This window comes from Paenibacillus sp. 7516, from assembly GCF_002272715.1.
GTDB classification, from domain to species: Bacteria; Bacillota; Bacilli; order Paenibacillales; family Paenibacillaceae; genus Paenibacillus; species Paenibacillus illinoisensis_A.
Window position 1 is genome coordinate 1 of sequence record NZ_NPBI01000003.1, and the last position, 17,935, is coordinate 17,935.

The window sequence follows — 17,935 nt, forward strand, 5'->3', positions numbered from 1 at the left end:
CGTGGGTACAGCGGGTGCGACAGGAGTCACTGGAGCGACCGGTGCCACAGGTTCAACGGGAGTAACCGGTGTGACAGGGGCCACTGGAATTGCCGGCATCGATTCGCCGTTTATTGAAACTCTTAAAATAGGAGACATCGATACGTTAATCCCATTTAATGCTGGGAGCGGAAATAATCAGGCCATTGGGGCACTTGCTTTTGATGGTCAAGACTCTACGATCAGCAGGCTTGCAGCATTTGTTACACAAATGGGTACAAATACAGGTACCTTTCAGATGGCCGTGTTGGAGCCAGTCACTGGAACAACAACAAGTGTCATTGGTGTCACTACGGTAGCTACAACCATAACACCAGGCCTGTTCATATTGCCATTAACAGCACCAGTTACTCTTTCAGGTAATATAGTCTATTACTTAGCTGTGTATAACCAAATTAACGGTTCATCCATAGGTGGCCGTACTACAGGAACGGGGACTGTAGATGATGCTATTCCAATCAATTTCAGAGTTCAAAATCTTACAGGTTTTGCGGTTGGTGATCTTATTAATACCAGTGATGTCAGTTTGCTCTTATCCCCATGGGTCGCCGGATTAGTATAGCCGATATCCAACCGGCTTTGTTACTTTGTGGATGAATCGACGAATAGCTTGTTTCAAGCGTATTGAAATCATTTCATTTGATAAGAAAAGAAAGCCGTAATGGAGCAGCTTGTCAGTCGGCAGGTGCTCCATTGTCTTGTTTCCGGGGGCCTTTACAAAGTATTTTCCAAGGATTCAATCTTCGCAAGTACGGGCTTCAACAGAGCCAATTTACATAAAGTTTATTGGTCCAATTTGGTTTGGAGAGTAGATCAGCCCTGGTTTTACATATGAACCACAATTTTAGTTCTGAAGGAGATAGGCTCGTTCACTTTGCAATGGTAAAATAGCTAAAAAGCTCCAGGGCTTTTACATTTTTCAGCAAAATCAATGAAATAGGGTTCATCACGAAATAACGTAAACTGGGGGTTCTCATGTACAAACTAATGATTGTGGACGACGAATTGTTAATGCGCGTTGGAATTCGTTCCATGCTGAACTGGGAGGAATTTGACTTTTGTGTTGTCGGTGAAGCAGGAAACGGTAAGGAAGGCTTGGAGCTTGCACTCGAAGCTTCTCCCGATCTGATCATTACGGATATCAAAATGCCCATTATGGATGGTCTTAAGCTCATAAAAGAAGCATCTGTAGTACTGAAAAATTGCAAGTATGTCATTCTGAGTAATTTTGATGAACTCCATTATGTGAAGGAAGCATTAAAGCTGGGTGCTGTAGACTACTTGATCAAAAGTGAAATTACAGAAACATCCCTGATCGAACTGCTTACGAAGATCAGGCAGAAACTGCAAAGCGAACAGAACAGTCTGACCAATGTACCATTGGTGCAGCATGATTATTCGAAGAGTTTAAGACATCTCAAGGATAGTTTCTTCCAGGATATTGTAAGCGGATTCATAAGTGAAAAAGATATGATTACCAAAGCCGAAGAGCTGCATTTTCGCATACGGTCTGACAGGCTTGTGGTGATCAAGTTTGTCGTGAACTATTACGAGCAAGTGAAGAGGAAATATATTGAGAAAGGAGAGAAGCTGCTCCGCTTTTCGATCGTGAATATTATGGAGGAGATCATTCCATCCAAGTGGAACAAGGAGATTTTAGTTGAAAGTTCATCCGAATATTGGGTTATCGTCAATCTCCCTTCTGGCAGTGGATCCAACCAGGACGACATTAATAAACTGTGCAACAAGCTTCTATCCTCGATCAAGGATTTCATGAATCTATCGCTAACGGCTGGTGTAAGTACAACGGTTTCCGGATTTCGCTTTCTTAGGAAGGCATGTCAAGAGGCAGAGTCCGCGCTAAGGGAGAGTTTTTTCACAGGTAGCAACCAGGTTTTGTTTTACGAGAATATGGCTCAAGCTCCGGCACGATACGAAATAAATGGGATGCTGAGTCCGCAGCAACAAAAAGACATTCATAAGTTGTGGGTTAGCAAGGACGTCAAAGAGGCAGAGAAGTTTCTTGAAATGGTGAGATCGGATCTGGAAGCAAAGCGGGCGGATGAGCACAGTATTCGTAAGCAATATATCACGATAATGGAAATGCTCCACTCTCATATGACACGCGATACACGAGGCAGCAAGCCGTACTTAAAGGAAGAGTCGCCCTATGAAAGAGTTCTAAGAGGAGAGTATTGGGAGGACATTCATCAGGAAATGCTGACGCATATCGCAAATTGCTTCCAAGCCGATTCCCAAATCGTGCAGGAGCTTACGTATGCAGATCTGGCCATTCAAATCATTGACAAGTATTATGCCGAGGACATTTCATTGCAAAGCGTCGCTGGTCAGATTAATGTGAATCCGTCGTATCTTAGCAGAATGTTTAAGCAGGAAAAAGGAGAGAACTTTATCTCCTACTTGACACGGGTTCGAATCGAACATGCCAAGACTTATCTATTAAGCCGCGAATTAAAAGTATATGAGATCGCAGATGCAGTGGGGTACCACAATTACACGTATTTCAGTAAGATTTTCAAAAAGTCAGTAGGTGTAACTCCAGAGGAATACCGTGAGCTAGAGCTGGAGTCCAGGTTATCCCGTGAATAGAGGTGCAGCATATGAAGCGTCCAGGGCTCTTCCGTATCAAGTACAAAATTTTGGTGATTTGTATGACAGTGATAATCCTTCCGGTATTCGTGATGACCATCAATTCATATTACTCTTCTGAACGCTTGTTGGCACAGAATTATACCAAGCTGCTGAGCGATCTGGCCAAGCAGACCAATATTCGTATTGACGAGTTTCTCAAAGAAATCGAGAAAATCTCGCTGCTGGCCAGCAATGGTCTTAACGACAGTTTGTCTGCGACACATGATGGAAGCTTTCCGATACAGGATTTCCTGCGGGATGGTAAGGAGCAGAATGAGATTGCGGCCTATAATCTTCTAATGAATTACATCATGATGAAGGACCGTGTATTTTCCATTTACCTCTATAACTTGAACGGAGGACAGGATCTGTTCGTTAGTCCACACCAGCCCATAGACCCCAACTTCAAGATGGCGAACGAATTATGGTTTAAAAAGTTTATGCATTCCAATGATCGAACGATTACGTTGACCACCAGGATTGATAAGCAATTGGAAAATAAAATTCTGGCCGTATCACACGCACGCAAGATTCATGATGTGACCAATGGAAAACTGCTCGGAGTGATCGTCGTCAGCATCGATATCAGATTTATAGAGATCGTTAATCGCAACCTGCAGGAAGGGCTTCGCTCCAGATTTATGATTGTCGATGAGGATGACAAAATTGTATACAACGTAAATGATCAGCTGATTGGGACCTTGTTCCGTGATAACGTTCGTCCAGTAGAATCATTGAATATTGTCGTAACCAGCCCGCTAAGTCAGCAAAAGTGGACCACTTATTTATATATGCCTTTGGATGAGCTGACTGCGGATGGAAAAATATTGGGTCGTAATCTCATCATGCTGGCTATCGTCATGTCCCTGTTTGCTGCCATTATTTCGATCTTTCTCTCGCATGTGATCACGCGTCCCATCAAGAAACTTTTGCGTAATATCGCGCTGGTTGAAAAAGGGCAGTTTGAACAGGTGGAAGAGGTTCGCTCTCGAGATGAGATCGGACATTTGTCCGTTCGCTTCAATAAGATGTCGCATGAACTGAAGCGTATGGTTGAGCGAATGCAAAAAGAAGAAATAGAGAAAGCCGCAGCCGAGATGCGAGCACTTCATGACCAGATCAACCCTCATTTTCTGTACAATACACTTGGATCCGTAAAATGGATTGCATCCATGCAGCAAGCAGACAAAATCGTGGAAATGACAGATGCGCTCATTTCGATGCTTCGTTATGCGACCAAATCGGATGGAACCCTGGTAACCATTCGTGAGGAAGTGGATAATATCATGAATTACGCAACCATACAGAACGTCAGATATTACGGGTCTATTCAGATGAGATATGAGATTGAAGATGACTTGCTGAATTATCTTATGCCCAAGATGATCCTACAGCCCATTATTGAAAATGCCATCTTTCACGGTCTGGCCGAAATCGAAGAAGACGGCGTAATTACGATTCGAATTCAGCCGCAGGGCGATAATATTTCAATAGAAGTCTGCGATAATGGTGTCGGTATGGAACATCATGCCATTCGGAGTTTTATGGAAGGAAGGGTTGATGCGGGCAATGGTTCCAATGGAATCGGTCTTCACAATGTGCAGCGGCGCATTCAACTGCATTTTGGCAAACCCTACGGAGTACGGGTAGAGAGTAAGGTGGGAGAAGGTACGATTTTTTCCATCCTGCTGCCTGCAATTGCGAGTGTACCTGAGTAAAAAAATAGAGGCTTGCAGGTGATCCTGCAAGCCTCTTACGTTACCCTTTAACACTACCTAGTACCAAACCTTTCGTAAAATACTTCTGCAGAAACGGATAAACGAGCAAGATCGGAATGGCACCCAAAAACATCTGGGCTGCACGCCCGGTTCTGGCGTTCATCATGGAGAGCAGCTGAGTGTAATCGGAACCTGATTTCAGCAAGATTTGTTCAAAGCTCTGCAGGAGCGTCTGCAGATAGCTCTGTAACGGATAATTGGCCGGATTGTTCATATAGATAATTCCGTCGAACCAGGAATTCCAATGGGCAACGATACTAAACAACCCGACAGTTGCTAGAGCAGGTTTAAGAAGGGGGAGTAAAATACGGACAAGAACTTGTAAAGGACCTGCACCATCGATAATCGCAGATTCTTCAATCTCTTCTGGCAACCCCCTGATGAAGTTCATGAGAATGACCATACTGAAAACGGGCAGAGCGCCGGGTAATATCAGTGACCAGATGGAATCAATCAGTCCCATTTTGACCACCACGAGATAGGTAGGGATTAACCCTCCGTTAAATAGCATGGTCACGATGAAAAACCCCATATATACATTACGTCCCATCAATTTTTGCTTGGTTTTCGCGAGCGGATACGCTGTAAGCACAATGAGGACAAGATTAACGAGGGTTCCAAGCAGGGTACGTTTGACGGCTACCCATAGGGAAGAATAGAATGCTCCGCCGGATAATGCAAATTCATACGCTTTTGTCGTAAATTCTACGGGCCAGAATGTAACACTGCCTGCAGACACTGCCGCACTGCTGCTAAATGAAACGGCTAGCAGGTTGATAAATGGCAGAATGCATAGTAGAGAGATGATCATCAATATGGTGTAGTTTATGATATGGAACAAACGTCTACCTATACTATTATCGTTAATCATAGTGATTGTCCTCCTTAGAAGATGCGATAGCCTGCTACCCTATACGCCAGGAAATAAGATAGGGCCATCAGTATAGTGGAAATGATGGATTTGAATAATCCGACAGCGGTACCGATGGAATATTGCGCCTGTTGAATCCCTAATCGATACACATAGGTATCAATAATATCGCCTGTTTGATAGACGACAGGGGAGTACAGGTTATAAATTTGATCAAAACCGGCATTAAGTACATTTCCAAGCGATAATACGGTCATCAGCACAATGGTTGGCATAAGAAGCGGCAAAGTAATATATATGGTCTGCTTCCACCGTTTGGCTCCATCAATCACTGCGGCTTCATATAGCCCGGGATCAATACTCGTTAGGGCTGCCAGATAAACAACGGTACCAAAGCCAAAGCCCTTCCAGATATCACTTATAATCATGGTCCACGGAAAAATGGATGGTGTACCTAGAAATGAGATTTTCTCAATCCCGAATACCCCTAAAAACGTATTAACGATGCCGTCGGCGCTAAGAATATCGAGCATAATTCCAGCCATGATGACCCAAGAGAGGAAGTTGGGGATATAAACAAGGGTTTGGAACGTGCGTTTGACTGCGCTTCTTACGACCTCGTTAAGCAGTAAGGCGAAGATAACAGGTACAATAATGCCGCCAATGATCTTGAAGACAGACATATACAGCGTGTTCCAGATCGTCCTAACAAAATTGGGCTGATTAAACACGTGCGAGAAATTGTCCCATCCTACCCATGGAGAACTGAATCCCAGCCCCGGATTGTATTTCTGAAAGGCAATAACGAGTCCGTAGAATGGGATGTAACTGAAGATGAAAACCAAAATTAAGCTAGGTATCAGCATTAAATGGTAGGGACTCTGCTGCTTTAATTTTCTCAGCATTCATTTTCCTCCGTTCACGGTAATAAGATTGAATCTCCAGCAAAATAAAAGGGGAGAGAAGTAAAATTCCTCATCCCCGCTACAAAACCTATTTATTTTCCGTATGCTTCATTGACTGCGCGGGTCGCTTCATCCCCACCGGCAGCTCTCCAGTTCTGAACAATCACATCGAAATGATCGATACTTTCCGTACCCATAATGATCTTGGTGAATCCTTCGGTCAGGATATCATCCAGAGTTGTGCCGTAGCTCGCCAGCGCTTCTGGAGTTACTCCCCAAAGTCCTGTCTTGACATAGTTCCCGCTATCGAGCACTTTTTTCGCAAGACCATAAGCATTCTTGGGAGCCCCTTGCTGCAAATAGTCACCGACTGCTCCTGGCGTTGCATTTTCCATGAATTCAATACTGTTGTTATATTTTTGCCACATTCCTGAAGTGGTGAGCCCGCTGGTGTCCTTGGACTGAAGTGCTGCGGATACCGCCTCAAACTGCTCATAGTCGGAGTTCGGATTAAGTACACGGAAAGCTCCAACCACGTGAGCGATATCGTTGTCCAGTAAGGCAGATAACGTTTCTTTCGATTCCTTACCCTGACCTTCATCAACGATATAAGCATAGTCGTTCAGGATTTTAATGACTTCTTCAGCATGTTCAAACCCCTTTTTCATGACAATATAGTTGCCGTTCGCGAAAGAGATCGATTGTTTTGCTTCCTTACCGTCGATTGTGGGGATGATATACGGATAGAAGATGGCGTCCTTGCCCAAATTGGCTACCGTATCAACTCCAGGGTTATAACCCCACCATTGATAGTAAGGCTGCATGCCCACTTTGCCGGCGACAATATCGGCATTCATGGCATTAAAGTCTTTGATCGCGAATTCCGGATCAATGATGCCAAGCTTATACCATTCGGCCCATTCAGCCAGTGCTGCTTTCATCTCCGGTTGAATTGAACCATATACGAGCTCTCCGCTGCTATTCTCGATCCAAATATCCGGATGAGCATTCCATGCGATGGCGAGCAAATTCAGATAATCCAGCGATTGATCTACTGCCATGCCATAACCACCGTGCTTTTCCATAAATTTCAGTGCGATATTCTTGATATCTTCCACCGACTTTGGATCTTCGAGGCCCAGTTCTTCCTTCCAATCGTTCCTGATCCAGACGAAATCCGGTTGTTCAATCAAACCCCAGTGCATTTGAGGTATCCCGTACAACTGGCCGTCTTTTTTCCCCGATTCAAAACTGTCTGCATCCGCTTTCATATATCCTTTGAGGCGGTCGGAGGCGTGCTGATCAAATGCATCTGTAAGATCCATGACCATATCTGCTTCGACTAATTGCCGTAATTGTGAAGGGTTCACCCGAAAGACGTCAGGAAGATCGTTCGATGATATGGCCAGATTCAGTTTGGTATCGTATTCATCACTAACCCAGTCTGTTTTTACATCAATATTAAGTTTCTCTTTGTATCTCCTGATCCACACATTGTTGGTGATATCGTCACCTTTGGGATATTTGGCCGAAGTGTATTCAGAGGTTACCGTGTGAATGGTCACCGTTCCAGGCTCGTTGGTCCCAGAATCTGTATTCGTTGGACTTTTCCCGGAGCTGCCGTCACTGGTGCACGCGGCCAGTAATAAGGATGAGATGCATAAAGACAACATGACCAATTTGCTTTTCTTGTTCATTTCTTTTCCCCCTTATTAGCAATATTCAGCAAATCTATTCTTGAAAATATTGTAATCTAGAAAGAGATAACGCGATATCAAAGTTATTGACGAGAACACGTTCGTTTTTTACTTTTGACGCTGAGAGGAGAATGGAGAAGAGGAGAACATGCACATATTTTACTTTCGACTAAACCTTTTTTTACTCAGGAATTGGGTTTTTGTTTTTTCAATAAAGAAGTAGAAGGAGTGCGCGATTCATATAAGTTAAAATCAAGGGCAACTTCAATGTTGTAAATCGGCTGATCTCCCGGGCTTACACCCAACCCAAACCGTAATACTGGGCATAAAGTGGTGTTAGGTCAATTACCTATAAGGAGTGAATCTGAAAATATGGCATATCCACAATCCATGTTTCCCTATCCTGTTAACCCCTTGGGACTTCAAAATTGCATTAATCGTTTCACGTATATGTGGCTTAGGAATGGAGACAACTTTTGGTTTTTCTTGACAGCGGTCGGTGAATTCAGAGCCTATGGCTATAGATTTTTTGGCGGGAGATGGAATCAATACTCAATTGGATTGCGTGAGATTGCTTCCTATAATTGTTCCCCGGTCCCAACGTTATATTGAAACAAAATCAACAAAGCTGCCGAGTATTTGGGCGGCTTTTTTTAGGTTGCAATCGTTCTACTATTTAGTGCGTGACCGTTAATGTCAAACGAATAGTAAATAATCAAAAACCGTTAATCTAAAATGATTAACGGTTTTATTTTACCTAGTTTAATGAACGGAGCGTGGCTAACTAATAACAGTTCGTACAACACTTGTATCAAGAATGCTTAAATATAGCTTGACCTAAAGTTAACTCTAAGAGCTATACTGTCTAAAGGTTTAAAGTAATTTTTAGAGAGAGGTATGGATCAATGATTAAAAGCAACAAATGGAATGTTGCAGGCTTGGCCTTATTATTGGGTTTATTTTCAACCTTGGGCCCATTCACGATCGACATGTATTTACCAGCATTCCCTGAGATTGCAGCAACGTTCAACACGAACGCTTCACTCGTTCAGTTCAGTCTTACTGCTTGCTTACTAGGGCTGGGTGCGGGACAACTGCTCATGGGACCACTGAGCGATGCTTATGGAAGACGTACACCGTTAATGATCTCCATGGCCGCCTATATCATTTGTTCATTGGCGTGCGCCTACGCTCCAAATATTGGTCTGTTGATTTTGTTTCGCTTCACTCAAGGCTTCTCGGCTTCAGCAGGGATCGTTATTTCTCGCGCGATAGCTCGCGACCTATACAGTGGACATGAGCTTACCAAGTTCTTCTCCTTATTACTGCTCGTAGGAAATTTGGGGCCTTTGGCAGCACCGATCGCGGGCAGTGGCGTTCTTTCATTTACGACATGGATTGGTGTGTTCATCTCACTCTCCGTTCTGGGAGTTTTCTTATGGGCAATGACCAAATGGCGGCTGAAAGAGACAAACCCGCCGGAACGACGCGTTGCTCCTAACTTCAAACTTCAGTTGCGTAACTATGGTCAGCTCCTACGTGACCGGAAGTTCGTAGGTTACATGCTGGCACAGGGAATTATGACGGCTGGGGTTTTTGCATATGTAGCAGGCACACCTTTTATCTATCAAAATATATATGGAGTCACGCCGACAGTTTTTGCTATATTATTTGCTTCAAACGGAATCAGCCTGATCATCGGCTCTCAGCTTGTAGGCCGCTTGGCACAGCGAATCTCTGAGCAGACACTTCTATTATCGGGACTATGGCTTGCGCTAGTGGCAAGTATTGCTGCCTTGCTGGTGACTCTGGCTCATGGCCCGCTGTTTGCTCTGGTTATACCGCTGTTCTTCTTTGTATGCTCTATCGGGATTACGTCAACAGCAGCATTTCCACTTGCCATGGAGAGTCAAGCCAAAAGTGCCGGAAGTGCCGCAGCATTACTTGGGGTTGTTCCCTTCTTGCTTGGCGCGCTGGTCGCTCCGTTGGTGGGGATTGCCGGTGAAGACACGGCTGTTCCATTGGGCCTTACTTTGTTAGGGACGAGTATTGTTGCGATTATCACTTACTTCGTACTCGTTAGAAAGGTAACTGATCATACTCAAGAGGTTCAGTCCGATCTCAACATGTAGTTATACGAGTCCTAAAACATTGTACTTCGAAAAGTCGCTAATACCATTTAGCGGCTTTTTTGTTTCTTGGAATGAAATTTTATTTTGCTGTTCACAGGGCAACCTTCTATATGTAATTCAGGTATCGAGCGATAGGCGGGATGGAGTGTCGTTTCGAATCAGACTGGACAAATCTCATATGAATAAAAAGCGTACGGACCAGTCTGCTGTAAGTGGGAGGTATGTAAGAAATATCTATAGTGGCTTGCCTCAAGGAATACATTCGGGACACTCTGCATTTGAGGTGTATCGTGGCTTTTACTTCAACACAGTATGTAAAACCGCAGCCAAGCACTAAGCTCGACTGCGGATAACAATCTAATATTGCAGTTCAAGGACTGATCTGCAATAGTTCCTCCAGAAAATCAAATAAACATATTTACACTGGATAAACAGTAAACAGTAATCTAAGTTGATTTCGCACCGCTCAGAAAGATACCTACTAACCTTTGGCCCAGTGCAAGATTAGATTCATACTTTTGCGGGGTGTTCTCCCGGTTCCCCATTAACATCAGGGTCGAAAAAGTCTCAGCTAAGAACATGGGATCCTCTTCGCGGAGAGTTTGCTGGTCCATGGCCAATTGGAAATGGGTCGCCAATACCTCATGAATGCGAGCCTCGGCTTCTCTAATTTCCTGAATTTGATTTTTTTCAAGAAAAGGCTCAGCTTCTCTAATCATTGTTTCAACTTCTGCATGCGGGTTCGCCAACCTGGCTTCAGCCAACCTTATAAGTCCATCTTCCAGATGTTCAGCATGTTCAAGAAAGTCTGAAGTTACTCGGCGTACATTCTGGAACATGGTTATCATGGCAACCTTGAAAAGTTCAGGCTTGCTAGCAAAGTGATAATATATGGTCGGCTTGGACACATTGCATCGTTTTCCAATTTGTTGGAGCGTGACAGTTTCGTAGCCGTATTCCTTGAACAATTCGGAAGCAGTTAAAATGATCGTTTGCTGTACGGAAATTTGGGTGTCCGCTTGCTTGGGTCTTCCGGGTAAACGTTTGGGTGATTTATCTGGCATTGCACACTCTCCTCCATGAATATTTTATGACAAACCTTGTTCATAAGCAAAATCAACTTGTAATTATATTTACCGGTAAGTATAATTTATATGAAACTAAAACGAGCAATGAATAAAGGTGGAATGAAGTTGAAGACAGCAAAGCGCAGTAACAAGTGGAAAAAGGTACTCATTTGGTCTAGTCTATCCGTAATTATAGTTGTGGTTGGACTTTTCGTTTATCTCCAATCCGTCACGTATAGTCCGTCGGAAAGAGCCGAAACGGCCCTTAACCCGGATAGTCAGGTTAGCATCAATAAGATCAAAAATGGCTATCGGTTTGAACCGGTGGGTACCGAGATCGTGGAACCCAACATCATTTTTTATCCGGGAGGTCTAGTGGAACCAGCCAGTTATGCTCCGTTTGCCAGAAAATTAGCAGAAGAAGGACATAGAGTCTATATTGCCGATATGCCTTTAAATTTAGCCATGTTTGGGGAAAACAAGGCGGATTCTTTTATTGAGGAACATCCTGATGAAGCCTTTGTAATTGGTGGCCATTCGCTGGGAGGCGTCTTTGCATCACGGTATGCTGCGCAGCACACAGACACGCTGGAAGGTGTCTTTTACTTAGCATCCTACGCCGATGAGAGTGGTAGCTTGAAGGGCACGGACTTGACCGCCTTACAGATCACTGGTACAGATGATGGAGTGCTGAATTTCGAACGATGGGAAGAATCCAAAATAAATCTTCCGGAAAACACGACTTATGTAAGCATCAAAGGCGGTAATCATGGACAGTTTGGTTCGTATGGGGAACAAAAAGGAGATCATGCACCAGCAATCACTGAGGAACAGCAATTGGAGGAAGTAGTAGCTGGACTCGAAGGATGGTTTAACCTGATAAATCGCTAATATAAGTTATGAATCTTCAAATCCTTGAATGGAAACTATTTATAATTACCTTCGTATGTACTATGATACATAGAAGGGAAAATAAGGAATCACTTCAAGGAGGAAAAGGGTTGAAAAAGAGCACAAAATGGGTATTATGGATTTTGGGAATTATGCTGAGCGCAATTTTTATTAATTTTTTCATGAATTTATTCAGTTTTGCTTATGCCTTGATTACTGTACTTTTACTTGCCTTAATGGGATGGGGATTCGTAGTAAAGTTAAAGAATGATGTTCGTCAGTACGAAGATCATTATAGAAGAGAGTCGCATTCCGAGATAAACGATATTGAAAGGTATACAAGGTAGTTCTTATCACATCCTTCACAGTTAACAGCCGCCTATTTTAAGGCGGCTTTTCTGTTTTTCGATTAAATGAAAGTCAAAGTCTTTACCAGTGAGATTAAGTGATCCTGATCGGCCCACAAGATGAAATAGGAATACGTATTTCCTTGAATCACAATAGGAGTAGGGTATTTGACAATAAGTGCCGCCTGATTTCTCATTTCTACGGGTTGGTCTTCTGAAGGGAATATGAAACAGGCTTCCTGTGCTTGAACCAAAGCAGGGAAGATTCGAGGATTGGTTCCATAGGGTTGCAGGACATGGAAGGCTTCCGCTCTGCATATTGCGTGAAGTTCCTCTTCGGAAGATATCGCCGATATCTGAAAAAATCCGTTCGATCCTTCAAATCGTTCTTCGGTCACTTTGTGCCAGTTTCGCGGATAATAGAAGGATACCTTGTATACCTCGTTTAGATATAATTTATAGGAATCATGTTCATGGAATTGTGGTGACCAGGCTAGAGATGTAATCCATTTGGCTTGAACAATTTTGGTCGGATGATTAGGGTGATCTAAATGAATAACCCAAATTTCGTCTGCTTGTTCTTGATTGCTGCATCCAGATAAGTATGCAAGTCGTTTCCCGTCCGGAGACCAACTGAGCGGGGTGGAGAAACAGGTGGAGACGGCCCATGTTTTTTGCAGTCCGCCAACTCGGCTGTCAGTCTGGATGAGTGAAACGTATTGATTATTCACAATATCTGTAGCACTGTATGCGACTGTCGTAGAATCTGGGGACCATTCTGGAAAATAGTTCTTGGCCTGAGGTCCACCTTGGAGTTGGTAGCTCACTCCTGTTGATAAATTCACGGTAGTGATTAAGGAAATGCTGGCCCCTGGGGATGTATATAGAGCAAACTCTCCATTAGGAGATATTCTGACATTGTGGAGTGGACCCTCCGTATTATGTGTTAATTGCTGTTTGTTCATGCCATCCCGGTTGATCTTATATAATTGAGTGATGCCTGCTTCATCCGGCGCTGCAAACAGGAAAGCTTCCCCAGAGGGAAACCATTGAACATCGGTGACTCCATATTGAACGATCGAGCCGCTGGTATGGGTGTAGATATTGTAGATCACAATCCGATGGTCCTTTACATAAGTCAAGTAATGACTATCCGGTGACCAGCTCAGTAAAGTATAAGGTTCAATTTGATCAATCTGTGCCCATGTTCTACTGTTAAGATTCAATACCATCACAGTATTATTCTTACCGATAAAGGCGATGTGCTGAAGATCTGGAGACCAATATGGAATTGAGAATTCTTCACCAAGGTTCTGGGTTAGCTTCATGGTCCGACCTGTTAAAGCGTGATAAAGCCAAATGTCGTACGAACCACCCCCAACATTAGAATTAAAAAGGATTGCTTCACGATCAGTACGATTCATATGCCAATCCGTCCTTCCATTCGAATTCCTACAATATATTCAAGAATGGAAAATGGGCGAATTATTTATTATCAGAGCTTGTGTTATAAAGCTTGAGGACATAAATACAGATATCAGGCACATGGCATATCAATGACTGTTTCAATGTTGGATCAAAAAATAAAGGCATCGTTCTGATAAGAACGTGCCTTTATTACTTGGTTACCTATCTATGATTTAAATGAACATATCCAATATCAGAACACCAGCAAGTCCCACAAGTGAGATTATCGTTACCATGACCGACCAGGTTTTTATCGTTTTACCGATACTAAGATTGAAGTACTCCTTGTAGATCCAGAATCCTGCATCATTGACATGAGAGAAGGTTACGCTACCGGCACCCGCTGCGAGAACCATCAATTCTGGACTTACGCCCGTTGCAGCAACCAGAGGTGCGGCTATACCGGCTGCTGTCATACCGGCTACGGTTGCAGAACCGACGGCAATTCTTAAGATTGCTGCGATTAGCCAGGTTAAAAGGAGTGGAGAGAGGGTCGAGCCTGACATAAGATCAGAAATATATTGGTCAATATGACTGTCGATCAAAACTTGCTTAAACGCACCACCACCAGCGATGATTAGAAGGATCATTCCGATTCCGCTTACAGATTCGCTCAGTGAGGTCATAATCTCAGGCATTTTTTTGCCCAGATTTAACCCGAAAGTAAAGATCGCCACAATAACTGAAATTAGTAGAGCCACGTTCGCATTACCGATAAAGTCCGTTACTGGCGAAATTGCTGATTCTGGAGCGAAAATCTCAACAACGGTTTGAAGCGCGATCAAAATAACCGGTAGAAGAGCTGTAAAAAGACTGATTCCGAATTTAGGAAGTTCTTCTTCTTTGAATTCCTTCGGATTAAATAGACCTTTAGGGATATCGATCTGTAATGCTTCTTTTTTGAACAGCTTGGTGTAAACAGGGCCCGCAAGGATAAAGGCAGGGATCGCAATAATCATACCTAGAATCATCGTTAATCCGATATTGGCTCCAAAAACGTTAGCAACCGCTGTTGGTCCAGGATGCGGAGGGACGAATCCGTGCATGGTGATAAGGGCTGCAATAACGGGCATTCCCAGATACAGAACTGGCACACGTGCAGCTCTCGCAATGGTAAATACCAATGGAATTAATACCACCACCCCTGTTTCGAAGAATAAAGCGATTCCAACAATAGCTGCTGTAATAACTGCCGCTAGCTGAGTCCGTTTTTGACCGAAGGCACCTATCATGGTTGTGGCAATACGCTGCGCACCACCGGAATCGGTCATTAGTTTCCCGAGGATCCCTCCGAAAATAATAATCATCGTTAAATGTCCTAACGTTCCGCCTAGACCGGATTCGATGGATTCGACAGCTTGAATCGGTGTCATTCCTTCCAGTACGCCAACGGCCAGGGATACAATAATCAATGATATGAAAGCGTTTAACTTAAAAGCCATCATTAATATGAGCAGTAAAATGACCCCAATGGTAACAGAGATAATTGGCATATATTTTTCCTCTTTTCTTTATTGGCTTGATCAAGGAGACCAGAATGTAAGGAGTGCACGATTGATTTTGTATTATTTATTCATCAGTGTTACTCCTTACAGTCTGGCCATGCTAAACCTAATTAGAATTACTTTGCACTCAACATTTCAACGACTTCTCTCAAATCCGTTTTGGTACCGACGTTACCAGGGAAGATGACATAGGAAATCCCCGGGAATTTACTTTCACTTCCTGTTGTCCACACCGGGATACCTGGCCGAATCTGTCCAGCAACGGTAGCTCGTTTTACTTCCAGACCATTCGTTCCAATATCGCTCGAGGTAATCCCGCCTTTAGCAATGATATACGATGGTCTTACTTCCAAACGTTTGACAATACTCGTGACAGCATCCGAAATTTTGACGGAAAGTTTTAATTCCTCTTCTTTTCTATCTGCTCCAAGGTCCAAGCGTTCTCTTCGGGTGTAGACAGCCACATTTTTACCTTGAAGAATGAATTGGTTGGTAGTCTCCACAACTCTGTTAAGCTCGTTCTCGAATTGATCGGGCTCCAGGACAAGGTGAACATTAAATTCAACAAATTCTACTGCACCGGATTTCTTCAGTTCTTCAAACTGTTCCGTTGTTTTCTTAACATGGGATCCGATGATGACTAATCCGCCATGGTTTGTGTGATCACTCATCATCTCTTCACGAGTGAGCAGGCTTTTGTCACTGACGCCTCCCATAACCTTCGTAAGGGCAGCAGCACTTCTAAACATAAAGTGTTTACCTTTGTTGATGGCTCGAATTAAAGCAATGGTAAAGATCTGTACATCGGCATAGTCAACCGCATTCACAATAACTTTGTTAAAATCCTCAACGTTCAACAGCTGCTGTTCAATCAGATCCATGTTCATGGCACGCAGACTTTCAAGCGAAATGTAAGTCATGTGTTCGGCTTTATACTGACCATTCGATTTTTCCTCTGCCCACTCACCTAAATGGGACTTGGTGTAACCAAAGGTGCGGTCCTTGGCGAATTCGGTTTCTCCAGCAGGAACCAGTTCCGTATCATATTGCACGTAGTGAACATTATCGATCGTGAAGCGTCCGCCTTCTTTGAAGAAAGGAAGGATGATCTCACCGTCAAATCGGATATCTGACTGGGCTTCAACGGTATCCTTCAGTACTTCCGTTTCCAGCGGGTAGTGGCCTCTAAGTGTGGAATCTCCACGACTAATAATGGTGAACTCACGGTTGTTTTTCTTGGCAGCTGCTACGATATTTGCAGCAATGTCCTGGTGTGCTTTTTTCGTTTCCGCAGCTGTAAAGCCACGTGAGTTGGTGAGAACAAAGAACATGGAATTCTCTTCCTTAAAACCTCTGTCGATGCTTTCCAACGACCAATCCGTATAGACCGATACACCATGTACCGTTTGAACACCAGTTGGATCATCATCCAACACGATAATTTTGTGATTAAAGCGTTGAAGCTCTTTAGCGATCATTTCATGGACAAGGCTGGTATCCACAGAAGGGATGCTGCTGAACACTTCTTCAACAGACCGATTATTTGTTTTCATGGCCAAGACCCCTAACTTCGACATTTGCTAATTTTTCATAGTACTGTACGATCCCGCCGTGATCGTCCATTAATTTTCCGTCAACTTTTAGGGCATGGAACATTTCTAACAAGTGACTGGAAAGGGGAAGAGGTACTCCAATCTCGTGAGCTGTATCCATGACATTTGTAATATCTTTCATATTGATAGCAATCGTGCCTCCTGGGGCAAAGTTTCTGTCCAGAATGAGCGGAACTTTGGCATCCAGAACAGCACTGCCAGCTAATCCGCCTCGGATTGCCTGATACATTTTCTCAATATCGATGCCCGCTTTGGCAGCCAGGACAAGGGCTTCGGACATCGCCGCAATATTCAAGTTAACGATAATTTGATTCGCGAGCTTCGCTGTAACTCCGCATCCGCTATCTCCAACCAAGGTGACAGCCGTTCCCATGTCAAACAATACGGACTTGGCTTGTTCGAATACGCTTTCTTTACCGCCCACCATAATGGCTAATGTACCATCAATGGCTTTAGGTTCTCCGCCGCTAACGGGTGCATCCAGAAAGCCAACGCCTTTTTTCGCAGCTTCTTCTGCAAGAGCAATGGAAACAGCAGGAGTAATGGAACTCATATCGATAATAATCGAGCCTTCTTTGGCTCCGGATAAAATGCCTTGTTCACCCAAAACAACAGCTTGCACATGTTGAGATGCAGGGAGCATCGTGATGATGATTTCACAGTTTTCAGCGACTTCTCTAGGTGAGGAAGCTGAAGTTGCACCGGATTCAACCAATATTTGAACCGCTTCCTGATTCAGATCATTGACGGTTAGTTCGTGTCCTTTTTTTCTGAGATTTAGAGCCATCGGTTTCCCCATGATTCCGAGTCCAATAAAACCAACTTTTTTTGCCATGATGTTTTCCTCCTAATAACTTTTCTAAGAAAGGCTTATATGCCTATGAATTGAGTTCTGTACACAGATTAGATTCAAACAACGTTGAAGTGAACTTGGGTTACTGAAAATAAAATGATTGATTCAGCAACCGCTT

General features: G+C 43.5%; 14 protein-coding genes. 6 read left to right on the forward strand and 8 right to left on the reverse strand.

All coding sequences use genetic code 11. The features are described from left to right. The 3 genes from CHI14_RS29670 to CHI14_RS01665 form a co-directional block, all read left to right on the forward strand. The coding region (locus tag CHI14_RS29670; protein ID WP_212676969.1) for a hypothetical protein at positions 1 to 601 on the forward strand (601 nt) is incomplete at its 5' end. Positions 602 to 1,014: 413 nt separating this feature from the next. Next, the gene (locus CHI14_RS01660; protein ID WP_095286692.1) at positions 1,015 to 2,649 is read left to right on the forward strand and encodes a helix-turn-helix domain-containing protein; all 1,635 of its coding nucleotides are present in this window, start codon (positions 1,015 to 1,017) and stop codon (positions 2,647 to 2,649) included. A gap of 62 nt (positions 2,650 to 2,711) precedes the next feature. After that, the gene (locus CHI14_RS01665) at positions 2,712 to 4,409 is read left to right on the forward strand and encodes a cache domain-containing sensor histidine kinase (RefSeq protein ID WP_249280963.1); all 1,698 of its coding nucleotides are present in this window, start codon (positions 2,712 to 2,714) and stop codon (positions 4,407 to 4,409) included. Between the two features lie 40 nt (positions 4,410 to 4,449). Here the strand turns inward: CHI14_RS01665 and CHI14_RS01670 are convergent, their stop codons facing one another. The 3 genes from CHI14_RS01670 to CHI14_RS01680 form a co-directional block, all read right to left on the reverse strand. Next, positions 4,450 to 5,340, reverse strand: a complete 891-nt coding sequence (locus CHI14_RS01670; protein ID WP_095286694.1) for a carbohydrate ABC transporter permease — start codon at positions 5,338 to 5,340, stop codon at positions 4,450 to 4,452. Between the two features lie 14 nt (positions 5,341 to 5,354). Beyond that, positions 5,355 to 6,245: an ABC transporter permease gene (locus CHI14_RS01675; protein ID WP_095286695.1), complete on the reverse strand. Its 891-nt coding sequence runs from the start codon at positions 6,243 to 6,245 to the stop codon at positions 5,355 to 5,357. Between the two features lie 92 nt (positions 6,246 to 6,337). Continuing rightward, positions 6,338 to 7,942 carry a type 2 periplasmic-binding domain-containing protein gene (locus CHI14_RS01680; RefSeq protein WP_095286696.1) on the reverse strand — a complete coding sequence of 535 codons (1,605 nt, stop codon included), beginning with the start codon at positions 7,940 to 7,942 and terminating at the stop codon, positions 6,338 to 6,340. A 905-nt stretch (positions 7,943 to 8,847) separates the two neighbouring features. On the opposite strand from CHI14_RS01680, the gene CHI14_RS01685 reads away from it, so the two are divergent. Further along, complete coding sequence (locus CHI14_RS01685; protein ID WP_095286697.1) at positions 8,848 to 10,074, forward strand: multidrug effflux MFS transporter; 1,227 nt, start codon at positions 8,848 to 8,850, stop codon at positions 10,072 to 10,074. A 446-nt stretch (positions 10,075 to 10,520) separates the two neighbouring features. On the opposite strand, the gene CHI14_RS01690 is transcribed toward CHI14_RS01685, so the two are convergent. Beyond that, positions 10,521 to 11,138 (reverse strand): TetR/AcrR family transcriptional regulator, encoded by a 618-nt coding sequence (locus tag CHI14_RS01690; protein WP_095286698.1) that lies wholly within the window; start codon positions 11,136 to 11,138, stop codon positions 10,521 to 10,523. Between the two features lie 123 nt (positions 11,139 to 11,261). On the opposite strand from CHI14_RS01690, the gene CHI14_RS01695 reads away from it, so the two are divergent. Together CHI14_RS01695 and CHI14_RS01700 are read left to right on the forward strand one after the other, a co-directional pair. Continuing rightward, positions 11,262 to 12,032 carry an alpha/beta hydrolase gene (locus CHI14_RS01695; protein ID WP_095286699.1) on the forward strand — a complete coding sequence of 257 codons (771 nt, stop codon included), beginning with the start codon at positions 11,262 to 11,264 and terminating at the stop codon, positions 12,030 to 12,032. A 110-nt stretch (positions 12,033 to 12,142) separates the two neighbouring features. Further along, positions 12,143 to 12,379: a hypothetical protein gene (locus CHI14_RS01700; protein WP_095286700.1), complete on the forward strand. Its 237-nt coding sequence runs from the start codon at positions 12,143 to 12,145 to the stop codon at positions 12,377 to 12,379. 62 nt (positions 12,380 to 12,441) lie between these two features. Here CHI14_RS01700 and CHI14_RS01705 read toward each other — a convergent pair whose 3' ends face one another. The 4 genes from CHI14_RS01705 to garR all read right to left on the reverse strand — a co-directional run bounded on the left by CHI14_RS01705 (position 12,442) and on the right by garR (position 17,799). After that, on the reverse strand, positions 12,442 to 13,803 hold the full coding sequence (locus CHI14_RS01705; protein WP_095286701.1) for a TolB family protein: 1,362 nt from the start codon (positions 13,801 to 13,803) through the stop codon (positions 12,442 to 12,444). Between the two features lie 216 nt (positions 13,804 to 14,019). Then, positions 14,020 to 15,339, reverse strand: a complete 1,320-nt coding sequence (locus tag CHI14_RS01710) for a gluconate:H+ symporter (RefSeq protein WP_095286702.1) — start codon at positions 15,337 to 15,339, stop codon at positions 14,020 to 14,022. A 128-nt stretch (positions 15,340 to 15,467) separates the two neighbouring features. Continuing rightward, on the reverse strand, positions 15,468 to 16,904 hold the full coding sequence (locus CHI14_RS01715; RefSeq protein WP_095286703.1) for a four-carbon acid sugar kinase family protein: 1,437 nt from the start codon (positions 16,902 to 16,904) through the stop codon (positions 15,468 to 15,470). Further along, complete coding sequence (garR, locus tag CHI14_RS01720; RefSeq protein ID WP_095286704.1) at positions 16,891 to 17,799, reverse strand: 2-hydroxy-3-oxopropionate reductase; 909 nt, start codon at positions 17,797 to 17,799, stop codon at positions 16,891 to 16,893. The genes CHI14_RS01715 and garR overlap by 14 nt, the downstream gene beginning before the upstream one ends. Between the last annotated feature and the right edge of the window lie 136 nt (positions 17,800 to 17,935).

What these genes read in the sequence shown, in the direction of transcription:
- CHI14_RS01660 (WP_095286692.1), top strand. Translation starts at nt 1,015, where the DNA reads ATGTACAAACTAATGATTGTGGACGACGAATTGTTAATGCGCGTTGGA.
- CHI14_RS01665 (WP_249280963.1), top strand. Translation starts at nt 2,712, where the DNA reads ATGACAGTGATAATCCTTCCGGTATTCGTGATGACCATCAATTCATAT.
- CHI14_RS01670 (WP_095286694.1), bottom strand. Translation starts at nt 5,340, where the DNA reads ATGATTAACGATAATAGTATAGGTAGACGTTTGTTCCATATCATAAAC.
- CHI14_RS01675 (WP_095286695.1), bottom strand. Translation starts at nt 6,245, where the DNA reads ATGCTGAGAAAATTAAAGCAGCAGAGTCCCTACCATTTAATGCTGATA.
- CHI14_RS01680 (WP_095286696.1), bottom strand. Translation starts at nt 7,942, where the DNA reads ATGAACAAGAAAAGCAAATTGGTCATGTTGTCTTTATGCATCTCATCC.
- CHI14_RS01685 (WP_095286697.1), top strand. Translation starts at nt 8,848, where the DNA reads ATGATTAAAAGCAACAAATGGAATGTTGCAGGCTTGGCCTTATTATTG.
- CHI14_RS01690 (WP_095286698.1), bottom strand. Translation starts at nt 11,138, where the DNA reads ATGCCAGATAAATCACCCAAACGTTTACCCGGAAGACCCAAGCAAGCG.
- CHI14_RS01695 (WP_095286699.1), top strand. Translation starts at nt 11,262, where the DNA reads ATGAAGTTGAAGACAGCAAAGCGCAGTAACAAGTGGAAAAAGGTACTC.
- CHI14_RS01705 (WP_095286701.1), bottom strand. Translation starts at nt 13,803, where the DNA reads ATGAATCGTACTGATCGTGAAGCAATCCTTTTTAATTCTAATGTTGGG.
- CHI14_RS01710 (WP_095286702.1), bottom strand. Translation starts at nt 15,339, where the DNA reads ATGCCAATTATCTCTGTTACCATTGGGGTCATTTTACTGCTCATATTA.
- CHI14_RS01715 (WP_095286703.1), bottom strand. Translation starts at nt 16,904, where the DNA reads ATGAAAACAAATAATCGGTCTGTTGAAGAAGTGTTCAGCAGCATCCCT.
- garR (WP_095286704.1), bottom strand. Translation starts at nt 17,799, where the DNA reads ATGGCAAAAAAAGTTGGTTTTATTGGACTCGGAATCATGGGGAAACCG.